General features: G+C 26.2%; 11 protein-coding genes. All 11 read left to right on the plus strand.

Features of this window, described 5'->3' with window-relative positions; translation table 11 throughout:
* A complete protein-coding gene (locus AC07E4_RS13600; RefSeq protein ID WP_430830011.1) occupies positions 1-1,095 on the plus strand; it encodes a FecCD family ABC transporter permease in 1,095 nt (364 codons plus the stop codon).
* The gene (locus AC07E4_RS13605; RefSeq protein WP_040329829.1) at positions 1,092-1,859 is read left to right on the plus strand and encodes an ABC transporter ATP-binding protein; all 768 of its coding nucleotides are present in this window, start codon (positions 1,092-1,094) and stop codon (positions 1,857-1,859) included. The genes AC07E4_RS13600 and AC07E4_RS13605 overlap by 4 nt, the downstream gene beginning before the upstream one ends.
* Before the next feature lie 1,359 nt (positions 1,860-3,218).
* Positions 3,219-5,255 (plus strand): methyl-accepting chemotaxis protein, encoded by a 2,037-nt coding sequence (locus AC07E4_RS13610; protein ID WP_430830780.1) that lies wholly within the window; start codon positions 3,219-3,221, stop codon positions 5,253-5,255.
* Positions 5,256-5,592: 337 nt separating this feature from the next.
* On the plus strand, positions 5,593-7,629 hold the full coding sequence (locus tag AC07E4_RS13615; protein ID WP_478216680.1) for a methyl-accepting chemotaxis protein: 2,037 nt from the start codon (positions 5,593-5,595) through the stop codon (positions 7,627-7,629).
* 867 nt (positions 7,630-8,496) lie between these two features.
* Positions 8,497-8,934, plus strand: coding sequence for a YaiI/YqxD family protein (locus AC07E4_RS13620; protein ID WP_040329871.1), 438 nt, complete (start codon positions 8,497-8,499; stop codon positions 8,932-8,934).
* A 198-nt stretch (positions 8,935-9,132) separates the two neighbouring features.
* The gene (locus AC07E4_RS13625; RefSeq protein WP_040329869.1) at positions 9,133-11,139 is read left to right on the plus strand and encodes a triple tyrosine motif-containing protein; all 2,007 of its coding nucleotides are present in this window, start codon (positions 9,133-9,135) and stop codon (positions 11,137-11,139) included.
* Positions 11,140-11,404: 265 nt separating this feature from the next.
* On the plus strand, positions 11,405-12,094 hold the full coding sequence (locus tag AC07E4_RS13630; RefSeq protein ID WP_040329867.1) for a lytic transglycosylase domain-containing protein: 690 nt from the start codon (positions 11,405-11,407) through the stop codon (positions 12,092-12,094).
* 485 nt (positions 12,095-12,579) lie between these two features.
* Positions 12,580-14,106, plus strand: a complete 1,527-nt coding sequence (locus AC07E4_RS13635) for a YfcC family protein (protein WP_040329866.1) — start codon at positions 12,580-12,582, stop codon at positions 14,104-14,106.
* Between the two features lie 221 nt (positions 14,107-14,327).
* The gene (locus tag AC07E4_RS13640; protein WP_040329865.1) at positions 14,328-14,777 is read left to right on the plus strand and encodes a hypothetical protein; all 450 of its coding nucleotides are present in this window, start codon (positions 14,328-14,330) and stop codon (positions 14,775-14,777) included.
* A gap of 2 nt (positions 14,778-14,779) precedes the next feature.
* Complete coding sequence (locus AC07E4_RS13645; protein WP_478216681.1) at positions 14,780-16,120, plus strand: M20 family metallopeptidase; 1,341 nt, start codon at positions 14,780-14,782, stop codon at positions 16,118-16,120.
* 597 nt (positions 16,121-16,717) lie between these two features.
* Positions 16,718-17,437 (plus strand): pseudouridine synthase, encoded by a 720-nt coding sequence (locus AC07E4_RS13650; RefSeq protein WP_478216682.1) that lies wholly within the window; start codon positions 16,718-16,720, stop codon positions 17,435-17,437.
* The last annotated feature ends 399 nt before the right edge of the window (positions 17,438-17,836 follow it).

The raw sequence follows: 17,836 nt of genomic DNA on the forward strand, positions 1-17,836 counted from the left end.
ATGAGCAGAAAAACTTATGTAAGAGATAAGAAAAATGGCTTATTAAAAGGAACACCTATATATATAGGTGTTTCTATTATACTGTTAGTCATATTAATATTTTCAATTGGTTATGCAGTAACTTTAGGTTCTGCAAATATAAGTATAAAAGAAGTTTATAAGATAATATTTTATGAATTATTTCATATAGGAGATGGAAGTGTATTAGGTAGTGGACCTATACATGATGTTGTTTGGCTTATAAGACTTCCAAGAATAATTTTAGCAGTTGCAGTTGGAATGGGACTTGCTGTAGTTGGTATAGTAATGCAAGCAGTTGTAAAAAATCCATTAGCAGATCCATATATACTTGGAATATCATCAGGAGCATCTCTTGGAGCAACTATGGCAGTGCTTTTAGGTGTAGGAACTGCATTTGGTAGTAATGCTATAGGGATTTGTGGATTTATAGGAGCATTTTTGATATCAATATTAGTATTATTGTTATCTAACATTGGAGGCCCAACTAATTCTACAAAATTATTGTTAGGAGGGATGGCACTAAGTGCTGTTTGTAGTGCATTTTCTAATTTAATAGTATATATATCTAATAATGCAGAGGGTATGAAAACTATAACGTTTTGGCTTATGGGAAGTTTAGCAGGGGCAAAATGGAGTGACATAATATTTATTATACCTATAATATTAATAGGAACTATATTTTTTATAACACAAAGTAGAACTTTAAATTTAATGTTATTAGGTGATGAAGTATCTATAACGCTTGGAACAAATTTACATATATATAGACATGTTTATTTAATTATAACATCATTAATGATTGGAGTATTAGTTTATTCATCAGGAATGATAGGATTTGTAGGTTTAATTATTCCACACCTTGTTAGAATGATATTTGGAACTGATCATAAAAAAATAATTCCAATAGCAGCTATAGTAGGTGCAATATTTTTAACATGGGCAGATGTTTTATCAAGAATAATAGTTAAAGGAGCTGAAATACCAATAGGTATATTAATATCAGCCATAGGTGCTCCATGTTTTATTTGGTTAATGATAAAAAGAACTTATGGATTTGGAGGCAATAACCAATGAATATAAGAACAGAAGATATTAAAGTAAACATAGGAAGTTTAGATATTCTAAAAGGAATAGATATAAATGTTGATAACAAAGAGTTTGTTGGAATTATAGGGCCAAATGGAAGTGGTAAGTCAACATTTTTAAAATGTATATATAGAATATTAAAGCCAAGTAGCGGAATTGTGAAGTTAGATGATAAAAGCATAAAGGACTTAACAATAAAAGAAACTGCTAGAAAAATGGCTGTAGTTGCACAACATAATCACTATAATTTTGATTTTTCGGTAAAGGAAATCGTTCTTATGGGAAGATCACCACATAAAAAAGCTATGGAAAGAGATAATGAAGAAGATTATAAGATTATGGAAGACTCATTAAAAAGAGTAGATATGCTATCTTTTAAAGATAGGAGTTTTTCAACATTATCTGGTGGAGAACAACAAAGAATAATTCTTGCAAGAGCATTAGCACAAAAAACAGATTGTTTAATATTAGATGAACCAACAAATCATTTAGATATAAAATATCAACTTCAATTAATGTCTATTGTGAAAAGTTTAAATGTTGAAGTTATATCAGCAATTCATGATTTAAACATAGCAGCCATGTACTGTGATAAAATATATGTTTTAAAAAATGGTGAAGTAGTAGCATATGGAAATCCGAAGGAAATATTAACACCCAAGCTTATAAAAGAAGTTTATGAAGTTGATGCAATAGTTAATGAAAATAGTGAATATGGTACTATTAATATTATATATAAGCCAACGATATAAAATAAATAAACTTATAAAAAGATAGTTATTATATTATCTTTTTATAAGTTTTATTTTTTATCTATATTAGCTTAATTTATAAAAATTAAGGTATCAAACTATATAAGTAAAATATTTCATAAGTAAAATAAAAATGTATATTTACAATATTATTCCAGAACTTAAAGCAGCACTACCTAATAAAGCTGAAAGACCACACATAACTAAAGCTTCTAAGACGAATTTTGAAATCTTCTTTAAAATCATATATAACAACTCCTTTCTTAAATATCATACTTACATTTTATATAATAAATGTTTCAATTTGAAGACAATTTTTTAAAATTAAGCTATAATTATTTAAAATTATTTCCATATAAAAGGAAAAGTATACAAAATCAAAATATATTCCAAGATAATTTTGAAGATGAGATTAAATTTAAATATGAAATGAGAATAATGTTATTCCAAGAAACAGTAATTATTTAAAACGTTATTCATAAAAATTTCAAAGAAACTCTAATAAATTTGCTATTTTATTTCCAAGACTAAACGGCTATAAGTGAACTAAATTAAGAGCTATGTAATTAAATTTTAGTCTATTTTTCATAACTCTTCGTCAGTAATTCACATTAATAAAATGCCATTATTGATGCGAATTACTTCCTTGATTTATAAAAAATATACATTAAATTTTCAATTACATATTTCTAAATTTAGTTCACACGACGTCCTGTCTAGGCAGTCGCTGAACCCGTCCTTGGGTTCAGGTCTTGAAAATAAAAAACAAATTAATAAGATTTTCTAAATCAATTTTTAAAGAAATACTAATTTAAATAATCCCTGTTTCTTGATAAAAGAAAAAAGTTTTTCAATTGATAAATATATTATTTAAAATTTGAACTTGGAACCCTATATAGGGTTTCAAGCTGAAAAATACAATTATTTTTTCAGTTGGAATTCTAATTAATTTAATTGAAAATGGAAAGTTGAAAGTGAATGTAAAAATTGGATTTCTAATTTTAAAGAATGATTTTTTATATGTTTCTATTTTTAGAGATTAGGAACAAAGTGAGTAATATCAACAATAACTTTTCATTCTTCACTCTTACTTTTTAGTTGGTTTCAAATATAAAAATAGGAATATCATGTAATTTAAGTAGTATTTTTGATAAAAATGTTATTTTAAATTTGAACTTGGAACCCTATATAATAATTAATTAAAATAATAGTAAATCAATTGGCTGAAAAATATATAATAATATTAGGGAAATACTATTATATGTAAAAAAAAGGAATTACAATAATGAGGAACAAATTTAATAAGACAATATAAATTGTATTTGCTTATGTTTTTTTATGAAAATTGGAGTGAATATTATGAGAAAAACAAAAAGTGGAAATAAAAAAAATGGATATAAAAGTTCAATATCGAAACGTCTAATAATAAGTTTTACACTTATTATAGCAGTTATCAGTATAAGTTTAACTTCTTTAGTACTTGTTATATCTAAAAAAGCAATGATGGAATCTATAGGAGAAAACTATACTAAAATATTAAAATTATCTAGTGATATGGTAAATGAACAAATGATAAAGAAAATGAATACAATTGAAAATTTAGCTATGGATGAGGAAATTTCAGATTCCAAAATAGATAACAAATTTAAAGCTGAAATTTTACAAAAATATGCAAAGAATAATGGATTTATAAGAGTTGGAGTATCTGACTTGAATGGAAAGACAACGTTCAATGACTTTGAAGCTAATATTCAAAGTAGTGATTATTTAAAAAATGCACTTGATGGGAAAACTGTTATGAGTAATCCAATAGAAAATTTAAATTTGAAAGATAGTGAAAAATTAGTTGTAGTATATGCTACTCCTATTAAGGAAAATAATAAAATAATTGGAGCTATAATTGCTGTTACAGATACTAAAAAGTTATCAGATATAGCAAATTCAATAGAAATAGGTTCAACTGGAGAGATAATGATTTTTGATAATGATGGAAAACTTATAGCTCAAAATAATAAAAACAAATCAGAAATATTAATAAATAATATAAAAGAAGAAGCTAAAAAAAGTAATAACTATACAGAAATTTACAATAAGGTAATATCTAATGAAAATGGATATGTAAGAGCAAAAATTGATAATAATAAGGTTTTTGTAGCTTATGGACCTATAAAGAATACTGATTGGCATATGATAATTGGTATTGAAGAAGTTGAAATTTTAGCTAATATAGTTATGATGAGAAATATGATGGGTATACTTTTAATAAGTTTACTAGCGATAGGAGTTTTAACTATATTTGTACAAACTAAAAGAATGACTAATTCGTTAGTAAAAACAGAAAAACATTTGGATGTAATTGCAAATGGAGATATGACAAAAGAAGTTGATTTAGAAATATTAGAAAGAAGAGATGAACTAGGAAGCATAGGAAAATCATTGCAAGTGATGCAAAAATCTATTATAGAAATAGTAAGTGGTGTTAGAGGAGTAAGTATAGATGTAAATAAATACTCTGATAACTTAGCAAGCTTAGCTGAAGAAATGTCCTCATCAGCAGATACTGTTGCAGGATCAATTCAAGATGTAGCCAAAGGAACAGATGATCAATCAAGAGAAATAGTTCAAATAGTTGAGATATTGAATTATTTTAATGAACAATTAGAAGAAGTGAAAAATATTACTAATGATGTAGCAACTGAAAATCAAAATATATATTTAATGTCTAAAGATAGTAATTTAGATATGGAAAAAGTGGTTAAATCAGTTGAGAATGTAAAGCAATCATTTAGGAACTTAGAAGTTAAAGTAAATTTAGTAAGTGAAAATATAAATAAAATAGGAGTTATAACAAATGCAATAAATGATATAGCAGAGCAAACTAATTTATTAGCATTAAATGCAGCAATAGAAGCTGCAAGAGCTGGTGATGTTGGTAGAGGATTTGCAGTTGTAGCAGAGGAAATAAGAAAACTTGCTGAAGAATCAAAATCATCTTCTAAGAATATAACACTACTTTTAGATAAAATATCAAAAGGAACTATAGATATGGTTAAAACTACAGCAGTAGTAAAAGAAGAGGTAAGTATACAAATTGAAACAGTTGGTAATGCAATAAACTCATTTAGCGATATAAATAGTGCAGTTGAAAAAATGAAACCTAAGATAGAAAGAAATATTCAAGTTGAAATGGAGATACAAAAGGGAAAAGATGAAATAATAACAAGGATACAAAATGCTTCAGCTGTATCAGAGGAAGTTTCAGCATCAGCAGAGGAAATTGCAGCGATATCAGAAGAAATGAATGCATCATCTCAAAATGTAGCAGAATCAGCTAGAGAGCTTTTAAATATGATGAAAATATTAAAGGAAAATATAGAAAAATTTAAAATAGATTAATTAAAATGTTAGCCCTGTCAAATTTAGTTGACAGGGTTTTAAATTTGTTGTTTAATTATTATTAATTTAAATATAAGTAAAAAAATATATATTTTATAGTAAAAAGTTAAAAATATAAAAATAACTAAAAATTATGAAAATAATATCGAATATTATAATAAGTATTATATAGTTGAATTTTAAAATATATGAAAACAATCTCATATTTAATCTTATTCACTTAATAAAATAAGGTTAAAGCTAAAATATAATGTTGATCAAAATTGATTTAAATTTTAAAATATATAAGTTTTTCAATGAAAAATTAAAAGAAATGGTTATAAAAAGGAGGCAAGTTATGAAGGGGAAAAAAGATAAGAATATAAAATTTAAAGTAAGGAAAAATTCAATATCAAGTAAACTAATTGCAACATTTACTGCAATAATAGTTGTCATAAGTCTAATATTGTCATTTATAGCTATTTATATATCAGATAAAGGTATGGTAACTATGGTAAATGAAGATTATCAAAAGATATTAAATAGTTCTAGTGATTTAGTTATAGAAAAAATACTTAATAAAATTACAATATTAGACAATCTATCTTTAGCCAAAGAAGTTACAGACCCTAAATTAACACCAGAAGAAAAGGTTAAACAACTAGAGAAATATTCAGATTCTAATGGATTTATGAGAATTGGAATAGCGGATGTTGATGGTAATCTAGTTTTTCCAGATAGTATAGTAAATATAAAAGATAGGGATTATTTTAAAATGGCATTAGAAGGAACATCTACAGCAAATGATCCAATAAAAAGTGTTAATGAAGTAGATAATGGTATTATGATTATTCCATATGCAAGTCCAATAGTGGAAAATAAAAAAGTTGTAGGAGTTATAGTTGGAATAGCATCATCAGATGAATTTAGTCATATTATAGAAAAGATACAAATAGGAAAAACAGGCAGGGTAGCTATGTATGATTCGAAAGGAACAACTATAGCTAGTGATGACAAAAATGAAGAAATTGGTGTAGCAAATTTATCAGATAAAACTGGTAAGTTTAGTTCAGAATATGAAGAAATAATACAAAAAATGTTAAATGGGAAAAGTGGATTTGGAAGATTTAAAGAAGATGGTAAGAAAAATATTATTGTTTATAAAATGATAGAAGATGCAGATTGGATAATGTCAATAAAAATAGAAGAGTCTGAAATATTAGCAGTAAGTAAAGTAATGAAAAATACAATGGTAATATCATTAGTTGTGTGTTTAGTAATAGCAATTATTTTGATATATAGACAAACTAGTAAAATGACTAAGGTTTTAGATGATAGTGTAGAACATTTGAAATATATATCTAAAGGCGACATGACAATAAAGTTAGAAAAAAACTTATTATCTAGAAAAGATGAATTTGGAGATATGTCTAGAGCTATGAATGAAATGCAATCATCGATTAGTGATATGATTAATAGGACTAAAGAAAGTACATTGGAGCTAGAAGAACAAGCAGTAGGACTTTCTCATTTATCTAGTGAGATGGCTAGTTCATCAGATACGGTAGCAAATTCAATTCAAGATGTTGCAAAAGGTACAGGTGAGCAGTCAGAAGATATAAATAATATAGTAGACATATTATCTGAGTTTAATAATCAAGTAGAAGAAGTTATGAACTCAACAAATGAAATTGGAGATGAAAGTAATAATATACATCTGTTATCAAAAGAAAGCAATGAGGAGATGGAAAGTGTATCAACTTCAGTTAAAAATGTAAATGTATCATTTAGTGAGTTAGTTGAAAAAGTAAATAATGTAGAAGGTAATGTTAATAAGATAAATGAAATTACAGTAATTATAAATGGAATAGCAGAGCAAACGAATTTATTAGCATTAAATGCAGCAATAGAAGCTGCAAGAGTTGGAGAGGCAGGAAAAGGATTTGCGGTAGTTGCAGATGAAATAAGAAAACTTGCAGAACAAAGTAAAGTTTCAGCAGCAGATATAAATACATTACTTACTACTGTATTCAATGAAACAACTGCTATGGTTGGAATGACAGAAGTGGTTCAAGAGGAAATAAAATCACAAGAAGAAATAATAAATAAAGCAATAACATCGTTTGATAAAATAAATAATGCAGTAGAAGGTATGAAACCTAAAATAGAAAAAAATATAAATATAGGACAAGCTATTTTAAACGGAAAAGATGAAATTATGGATAGAATTCAGAGCGCGTCTTCTGTATCAGAAGAAGTTTCTGCATCTGCAGAAGAGATAGCAGCAATAAGTGAAGAAATGAATGCATCCACAGATGAGGTATCAGAACACTCTAAAATTCTTGCTAACATGACAAAGGGAATAAAGGAAGAATTAGATAGATTTAACGTGTAGGTCATAAAAGAAACTTTAAGTGAAATTTTTACTTAAAGTTTCTTTATTTATAGGAAAAGAAGTTGAAAAGTACAATTATTTTTGTTTAATTTGGGAATTCTAATTAATTTAATGGAAAGTTGAAAGTTGAAAATTGAAAATGAATGTAAAAATTAGATTTCCAATTTTAAAGAATGATTTTTTATTAAATTTGCAGAGCAAATTATTTGAAAACAATATAAAAACGTAGTTTTTAAGCATTTCTATTTTTAGATATTAGGAACAAAGTGAGTAATATCAACTATAACTTTTCACTTTTCACTCTTAACTCTTACTTGGTTCCAAATATAAAAATAAAAATGAACTGTAAGCTTAATAGTATCATTTGATAAAGAGATTATTTTGAATATTAACTTGGAACCCTATATAGGAATACAAGTCTAAACTTTAAGTTATTCATGTTTCAGTTGAGAAAGAGCAATTTGAAGTGTTATACAAAATTAACAATTAACGATGAACAATTAACAATGAATGATAAAACTGAAGTCTCAGTTTATTTGAATCAATTTTTATGATAATTTGATAAGCAAATTAGTTTGAAAACAATATAAAAACATAGTTTTTATGCAATTCTATTCATAAATATTAAGAACGAAGTGAATAATATTAACCATCATTGTTAATCGTTAACTGTTAATTGTTAATTGGTTCCAAGCATGATAATAGAATAAACTGTAAGCTTAATAATATCACTTGATAAAGGTGCTATTTAAAATTTGAACTTGGAACCCTATATGATATACTAAAAAAGATTTAAGTATAATTTGCACTAATTTAGTCATTGTAAATTAGTTAGAAATATTATTTTACGTATTGAGGAGTAAAAATATGAAAATTTTAGTAGATGCAGATGCTTGTCCAGGAAAGAAAATAATAGAAGAATTATCTAAGGAATATAATGTACAACTTATATTCTATTGTGATTTAAATCATAGGCTAGAACCAAGTTATGGTGAGGTTGTATATATGGATAGTGGGTTTCAAAGTGTGGATATGAAAATAGCCAATGAGTGTAAAAAAAGTGATATTGTTATTACACAAGATTATGGTGTTGCAGCAATGGTGCTGGCTAAAAATGCATTTGCAATAAATCCTAAAGGAAATATTTACACAAACGAAAACATAGATAAGTTATTATTTGAAAGGCATATAAGTTCAAAAGTTAGAAGAGGTGGAGGCAGAACAGCGAATCATAAAAAAAGAACAGAAGAAGATGATAAAAGGCTTTATAATAGTTTAAAAAGTATTTTAGAAAAAGCAAATTAAATTTGTCTTCTTTTTGATATTTATAGAAATTTATGTTCTATTTTATAAAAAATCAGCGAGAAAATAAACTTTTCTATTTTTTGGAATTATAGTATAATAAATTATAATATTACATGAAAATATAAATTTTTTATTTATATTTTATGAGAGAACTAGAAATTAGAAGTAAGTAACAATATTGAGGAGGAAACGTAATAGATGAATGAAATGAATATTATTACAAATTTAGAAAGTCCTCAAGAAAAAGGCAAAGATATAACTATTAGTATAGAAAATGAAGTAGAAAAAAATTTGACATATAAATTTTTAATAGGCAATGATGGAATGTGGGAAACCATAAAAGGGTTTAGCATTGATAATTTTGCAGTTTGGAAACCTATTATGGATGGAAAATACATAATAATGGTACAGGCTAAAGTTCAAGGAAGTAAAAAACCTTTTGATTATATGTCAAGGAGTGACTTTATAGTAGGAAAAAGAGAAGAAAAATTAATAAAGTCCATTGAAGTAGATAAAAATGAAGTGAAAGTTGGAGAAAAAGTAACAGTAACAGCAAATTCTAATTCAGCATCTATTATGTATAGATATTGGATAAAAGAAAATTCAAAGTGGATTTTAATTAAGGACTACACCGTAGACAATAGTTTATCTTATACACCTAAGTTTAAGGGTGATATGGAGTTTCTTGTGGAATGTAAAAGTATATACTCTAGCAATTTATTTGATGACTTTAATTCTATAAATTTTACGGTATTACCAATATCAAAGTTAGAAATAAAATCTTTAAAATGTATATCACCAGATCTTTTAGTGGATGAAGAACTTACTTTTGAAGTTGAAGCAGACTTTGATGAAAGTAGGGTTATACTATATAAGTTTTTAAAGTTTGATGATATGGGTAACGTTACATGTCTTCAAGATTATTCAACTAGACGGTTAGTAAGTTATAGAGAAAATCATAAGGGTGAATATAAAATATTATGTCTTGTAAAAGATATGTATTCACCAAATGAATATGATGATAGAGCATTAATTCATTATAAAGTATATCCATATAAACCAATTGAACTTTTAAGTTTTACAACGGATTTGAGTTCTCCACAAGTAATAAATAGCAAGATAAATTTAAAAGTAGTTGCATCTGGCGGGAGAGATTTATTATATAAATTTATTGTAGATGGAAATGAAAATTATACTACAAAATTCACCAAAGAAAATAATTTTTTATGGGAGCCAACAAAATCTGGTGAATATAATCTAGAGGTTTATATTAAGGATAGACAATGTGAAGAGAAGTATGAAGTAAAAGATTGCATAAAATTTAAAATAGAAGAAGATTATATAGATAATATAAAAATAGAAGAGATTATTTTAGATAAAAAAAATCAATTACTCATAAATGAACCGGTTGAAATAAGAGCTATTGCTAGTGGTGGAACAAGTTTAAAATATAGTTTTGTAGTTAAAAAAGATGATAAAGTAACAGAAAAAATTGATTATAGCGATAGTAATACTGTATATTTTGCACCAGAAGAAGTTGGAAAATATGAAATAGATATTAGAGTTAGAGATTCAAGATCTAAAAGAGAGTACGATGTTCATGCAATGACATATATTGATTGTTATGAATATATACCTGCTAAAATTGATTATGTCTTAACAGATAGTAAATCAAAGTATTTAATTGGTGATGAGATAACATTAGAATGTATTTGTGAAAATACATTAAATACACTTATAAAGTATAATATAAAAATAAATAATCATGATGTTGAAAAAAGCGAATATTTTGAAGAAAAAAAATTTAAATTTATACCACGTTGTGGAGGTAAATATATAGTAGATATTATGGCTAAAAATAAAGCTAGTACGGATGAATATGATTATAAAAAAACAATGATATTTAATGTACTAGAAGGAAATCCAATTTCAAATTGTAGCATAGGTTATGATAAGGATATTTTTAAATGCAATGAGGGTATAAATTTTAAAGTGAATTGTGATGGTGGAAAAGACGTTATATATGAATTTTATTTAATGGAAAAAGGTGAATGGAATTTAATACAAAGATATAGTAAAAAAGATTATTACACATTTATTCCATTTAAAAAAGGATTTTATAAAATCTTAGCATTAGTAAAAAGTACAAATAAAAAGATAGCATATGAGGATTATGATTTATTAGAATTTAAAGTCAATCAATAAAATACAGATAGATTAGTTAAGGCATATAGTTATTTATTTAGAGTTATAGAAAAAAAGCATGTGAAAACATGCTTTTTTATTTTGTATAGAATCGATTAAAAAACACAAAATTCCATATATTTAATAAATTACATATTGATATGTATAAAGATTAGAAAAAAAATGTCGAAGTTTATATAAGGAATATATTATAATTAATTTAGTAATAGTATCATGTAAAATGACTAAAATATATATAATTTTTTTTATATGGAGGTGCAATTAAATGCCAAATGGTGTAAATGGAACAAGTAATGACGGGCTAAGTTCAATGATGCAAATGATGATGGTAAGCAAAATGATGCAAGGCGGCAATAGTGAAAGTGGTGGAAGCTATAATATAGCATTTGCTAGTTTGCTAAGTGCCATGAAAGAAAAGAATTTAGCAGAAAATAAATATGAACATAATTTAAGTAATAATGGAAATAGTGGTTTAAACAATATCATGAATATGGTTTTAAGACCAAACTATAATTTAGAAGATATATTAAGTGGTAATAGTAATTTAAATTTAAATAGTGATAATAAAACTATAGAAAATGAAATAAAAAAGGCCTCTCAAAAATATGGAGTAGATGAAAAGATTATAAGAACTATAATAAAAATAGAATCAAACTTTAATCCTAATGTTACTTCATCTGCAGGAGCAAAAGGCCTTATGCAATTAATGCCAGAAAATATAAATCACTATGGTGTTAATAATCCTTATGATATAGCTGAAAACATAGATGCAGGGACAAGACATATAAAAGATTATATTCAAATGTACAATGGAAATTTACAAATGGCATTAGCTGCGTATAATTGTGGACCGGGAACAATGTCAACAAGAGGAGTTACTAGTATAAGTGATTTTCATAAATTGCCATTAGAAACTCAAAATTACATACAAAAAGTTAAAAAATATTTAGGATAGTTAATAAATGAGAGATGTAAATCTCTCTATTTTTTTGTTTTATGTTAATTTATAGCAATATAGATAAATTAAGAAAAACTTACATAAAAAACATAATATACATTCAAAAGAAAGAATAAAAAGTAAAGATGGAATTTTTAGAAAAATTTAAAAACAAATTGACTTTTTATCTGAAAATTATTATAATATTAATTAAATAAGAAAAAAGAAAGAAAAATCATCAAAAACACAAAAGAAAAAAGTAGAAAAAACTCGAAATGATATTATAAGATAATAAGAGTAAAAATCGGAATTATCAATTAATTAGATTTTAAAATAGTCTAATATTCAATAGCAATTTTATTAACAACATATACGATAGCTAAGCAATAGATTTAAAAGGACAAGCTATTAAACTTTTATTATGTTAAAATGTATATCATTTATATAAAATGCTTTATGTGTTTGAGATTGAACAATTCTTTCAGGATGAAAGGAGTGTCTTTATGAAAAAGAAAAAGTTTCAATTTCCTTCTGCCTATACTATATTGTTAACGTTAACACTAGTTATAGGTATATTAACTCATTTTGTGCCTGAGGTTATACCAGCTAAAGTATCAGATGTAGTATTAGCACCTATGAATGGTATGGTTGGTGTAAGAGATGATGCTGTTCATTCAGCAGTGCAAGAGGCTATGCAAAATGAAGGTACAGAAAAAGCACTTGAAGTTTTAAGAGAATCAGAAAACCAGTACATAAACATGTATAATGCCGGATCATTAAAAGGAGCAATAGATGTTGCGTTATGTACTATAATTATAGGTGGTTTCCTAGGTGTTGTAACTAGAACAGGAGTTCTAGATGCAGGGGTAGGGGCAATAGTAAAAAAACTAAAAGGAAAAGAAATATACTTAATACCAGTAATAATGATTTTATTATCAATTGGTGGTACTGCATGGGGAATGTGTGAGGATAGTTTAGCATTCTATGTAATTATTACAGCAACCATGATAATGGCTGGATTTGATAGTGTAACATCTGTTGCAGCTATGATATTAGGTGCAGGAACAGGAGTTTTAGGATCAACAATAAATCCATTCTGTATAGGTGCAGCAGTTGCAGGTGCAGAAGCTGTTGGAGTATCAATAAACCAAGGAACAGTAATAGGACTTGGAATAGCATTATGGTTTACAACATTAGCAATATCAATATTCTTTGTAATGAGATATGCTAAAAAAGTAAAAGCTGATCCAACTAAATCATTAATGACTGAAGAAGAACGTAAATTAGCTAAAGATCACTTTGTAAAAGAGCAAACAGAAGAACATACATTTACAACAAGAAAGAAAATATGCTTAGCATTATTTGGTTTAACTTTCTTAGTAATGGTTATTGGTGTAGTTCCATGGGAGAATTTTGGAATCAACTTCCTTGCTGAAAATACAGGAGCAATAACAGGAACATATTTAGGAGCATGGTACTTTAATGAAATAACTATATGGTTCTTAATAATGTCTATAGTAGTAGGAAAAGTTTATGGATTAAAAGAAAAAGAACTTATATCTGCATTTATGAAAGGTGCAGAAGAAATGATAGGTGTTGCATTAATAGTTGCAGTATCTAGAGGTGTATCTTTCTTAATGACAAACTCAGGACTTGATTTATTTGTTTTAGATAAAGCAGTAGGAGTATTAAATGGAGTATCAGGAATAGCATTTATAAATATAACATATATGATATTTATGGGATTAGGATTCTTAATACCATCTACATCAGGATTAGCATCTGTTACAATGCCAATCTTCGCTCCATTAGCACAAAGATTAGACATAGCACCAGAACTTGTTATATCAGCATTCTCAGCTGGATCAGGTATATTAAACCTTGTAACACCAACATCAGGAGTTATAATGGGTGGACTAGCTATAGCAAAAGTTGAATATTCTACATGGCTTAAATTTGTAGGAAAAGTATTACTTTGTATATTCATAGCAACATGTCTAATTTTATCAGTAGGAATAATGATACTATAAAATAGAAGTTTGAATGATTAGAAGAGAGAAGATAGGAATGAAAGCATAACATTTGTGTTCATTACAAATTTAGAAATAAATTTTTATAAATATCATCTCTCTTCTTTTTATACATAAAATTATAAGAAAAAGTAAGAGTGTGACTAAATATAGTAAATTTCCAAGGAAATATAAGATTTTTAGGGATAAGGAATTAGTATAATAAAAAGGAGAGAAAATAAATGAGTTTAATGGGATTAATGGGTTCTATATTTTTTACATTTATGGCAGTATTGTTATTTGGTAGAAAAAGAGTTGGAAACAGTTATATAAGATATGGAATATTAACATTTATATTTATTTTAAGTTATGGATTAACACCATCAGTTCCAGAAAAAATGCAATCACTTACAATATTTGTTGGATTTTCAACTATGCTTATTTTAATTGGATTAACATTTGGATTGTTTGTTAAATTAATAAATAAAAGTGATAAATCAGCTACAGTGCTATCTATAACAGCATCATTAGTATTGATGATACTAATGTTTAATGCAAGAGGATATTTAAATTATATGTATATCCCAGTATTAATGTATTTAATACAAGGAAAATTTAATGAAAAAATAAAGAAAGATCTTGAAAATGAGAATTTTAATTTAAGTTTTAAAGAAAGAATGAGGAGACAATAATTATGAAAGAGCAGATAAAAGCCAAAGTTCAAGAAAATAAAAATGAGATGATAAATTCTATTTGTGAGAGTGTAAGAATTCCAAGTGTTATAGGAGAATCAATTGATGGATGTCCATTTGGAAAAGATATAAATGATTCATTAGAACATACATTAAATTTATGTAAATCTTTGGGATTTAAAACTTATAGAGATAAAGAAGGTTATTATGGATATGCAGAAATAGGTGAAGGTGAAGAGCTTGTTGGAGTTTTAGGGCATTTAGATGTTGTACCAGCAGGAGATGAGGCAGCTTGGAATGTTAAACCATTTGGCGGTGAAATAATAGATGGAAAATTGTATGGAAGAGGAACTCAAGATGATAAAGGTCCAGTAATAGCTGCAATATATGGATTAAAATCACTTTTAGATTTGGGAATTAAACTTAATAAAAGAGTTAGATTTATATTTGGAACAGATGAAGAAACGCTATGGAGAGACATGGCTAAATATAATGAAAATAATGAGGAAATTCCAAGCTATGGATTTACTCCAGATAGTGTATTCCCATGTGTAAATGCAGAAAAGGGATTATTACAAGCTATATTAAAATCTGAAAAGGGTTCAGCAGTAACACTAAAAGCAGGAGAAGCATTTAATGCAGTTCCAAGTAAAGCTATTTATAATAGTATAAAATTAGAAGATGTTAAAAATGAACTAGATAAATTAGGATTTGAATATAAAGAGGAGAATGGAATAACTGTAATAGGTAAAAGCGTTCACTCACAAGCAAGTGATAAGGGAATTAATCCTATAAGTAGGTTATGTATAGCATTCAAAAATTTAGGTATATCTTCAAATGCTATAGATTTTATAGCAAATGTTATAGGTGAAGATGCAAATGCTAATAACATACTTGCAAATTGTGAAGATGTTTCAGGAAAACTTACATTTAATATAGGAAAAATAGATTTAAATGAAAAGGAAGAAAAAATATACATAGATATAAGAATACCAGTTACTGTTAAAAAAGAAGAATTAGTAAATAATTTAATTGAAAAATCAAAAGAGTTTGGTTTAGAATATGAAGAATATGATTGGACAAACCCAATCTATATAGAAAAAGATCATTTCTTAGTAAAAACGTTAAGAAAAGTTTATGAAGAAGAAACAGGACTAGATTCTACCCCACTATCATCTGGTGGCGCAACATATGCTAGAGCTATAAAAAATTGTGTAGCATTTGGAGCAATTTTCCCATATGGGTTAAAAACTGAACATCAGCCAAATGAATATGTAGTTGTAGATCACATGGTAAAGGCAACTGAAATATACGCATTAGCACTTTATGAATTAACTAGATAACATAATAAATGGGACTATATCAAAAATATTTTTGTTAAAATATAGGGTTCCAAGTTGAAAAATGAAATTACTCAAATATTAAATGAGAATAATGCTAGTAAAGGAAACAGGAATTATTTAAAACGTTATTCATAAAAATTTCAAATAAACTCTAATAAAACACAAATTAATAAGAGTTTCTAAATCAATTTTTAAAGAAATACTAATTTAAATAATTCCTGTTCCTTGATTAAAGAAAAAAGTTTTCAGATTGATAAATGTATTATTTGAAATTGGAACTTGGAACCCTATAGTATATTGAAATCCAAACTAGAAACAGGCTATTGGTATTTAAAGTTTACCAATAGCCTTATATTTTTCATTAATTTATTAACTAAGTCATTTTGATATAACTCCTTTATTATAAATTTAAATAAAAATTTGAATTCTAATTACTAAATTGGTAAAATCTAAACTTAGAGTGAAAAATAAAAGGTATATAGGAAATCAAGTTTAAAAATTGAGTTATGCATTTAAAAAATGTAAAATTAGGATTATTAATTAATAAGTGTATAAAGTAAAACATTAGCTTGAAAACTTATATGAAAGGAGTATGTTATGGAAAGATTAGATAAAGTTCTTGCTAATTTAGGATATGGTAGTAGAAAAGAAGTGAAAGCTCTTTGTAAAAAAGAAGAGGTAATAGTAAATGGTGTACCAGTAAAAGATAGTAGTATGAAGGTTGATACAGAAAATGATGTTATAGAAGTTAAGGGTGAGGTTTTAAATTATAGGGAATTTATATATTTACTTATGAATAAGCCAGATGGTGTTGTAAGTGCAACTTTTGATAATTATGATGAGACTGTTATTGATTTGTTAGATGAAGAATATAAGGCATTTAAGCCATTTCCAGTTGGAAGATTAGATAAAGATACAGTGGGCTTACTTCTTATTACAAATGATGGAGAATTAAATCATAAATTAATAGCCCCTAAAAATCATGTAGATAAGGTTTATTATGCAGAGATAGATAAATGTGTTACTAAAGATGATGCTAAAGCGTTTGAAAGAGGAATAACTTTAGATGATGGTTATTTATGCATGCCAGGAAAGTTAAATATCTTAGAGGCAGATGAAAATGGATCACGTGTAGAAGTTACAATTCAAGAAGGAAAGTTTCATCAAGTTAAGAGAATGTTTGAATCATTAGATAAAAATGTAGTTTATTTAAGAAGAATAAGCTTTGGCCCAATAAAAATAGATGAGTCTTTAGAAGAAGGCGAATTCCGTGAGTTAACAGAGGAAGAAATTAACATATTAATGAATCTAAAATAGAATAATGAAAAAAATGTCGTAAAAGATTAGTTGAAAAATAGAAATAATAGAGAAAATTCTAAAAATTTCACAAATTATCAATAAAATTAGCTTATTTTGTAATTTTTTTAACAATTTTACTTGAATGTAAGTTAAAAATATAATATAATAAAAGTGCAAAATAAATAAAGAGATATATAGCCCCCTTTTTATTTATTTCATAATAGCCCAACCCCAAGGGCTGTTATATATTTATTGCATGTAAATTATATATTTAATTTACTAAAAAACTTCTAGAATTTATTCTAGAAGTTTTTTGTTTTACATTTAGATAAAAAATTAAAATAATATCAATATTTATATACTTTTGTGTGTATAATTAGAATAAGTGAAATTATATTTTATGTTTAAGGATAAGTA

This window comes from Clostridium amazonense, from assembly GCF_056431285.1.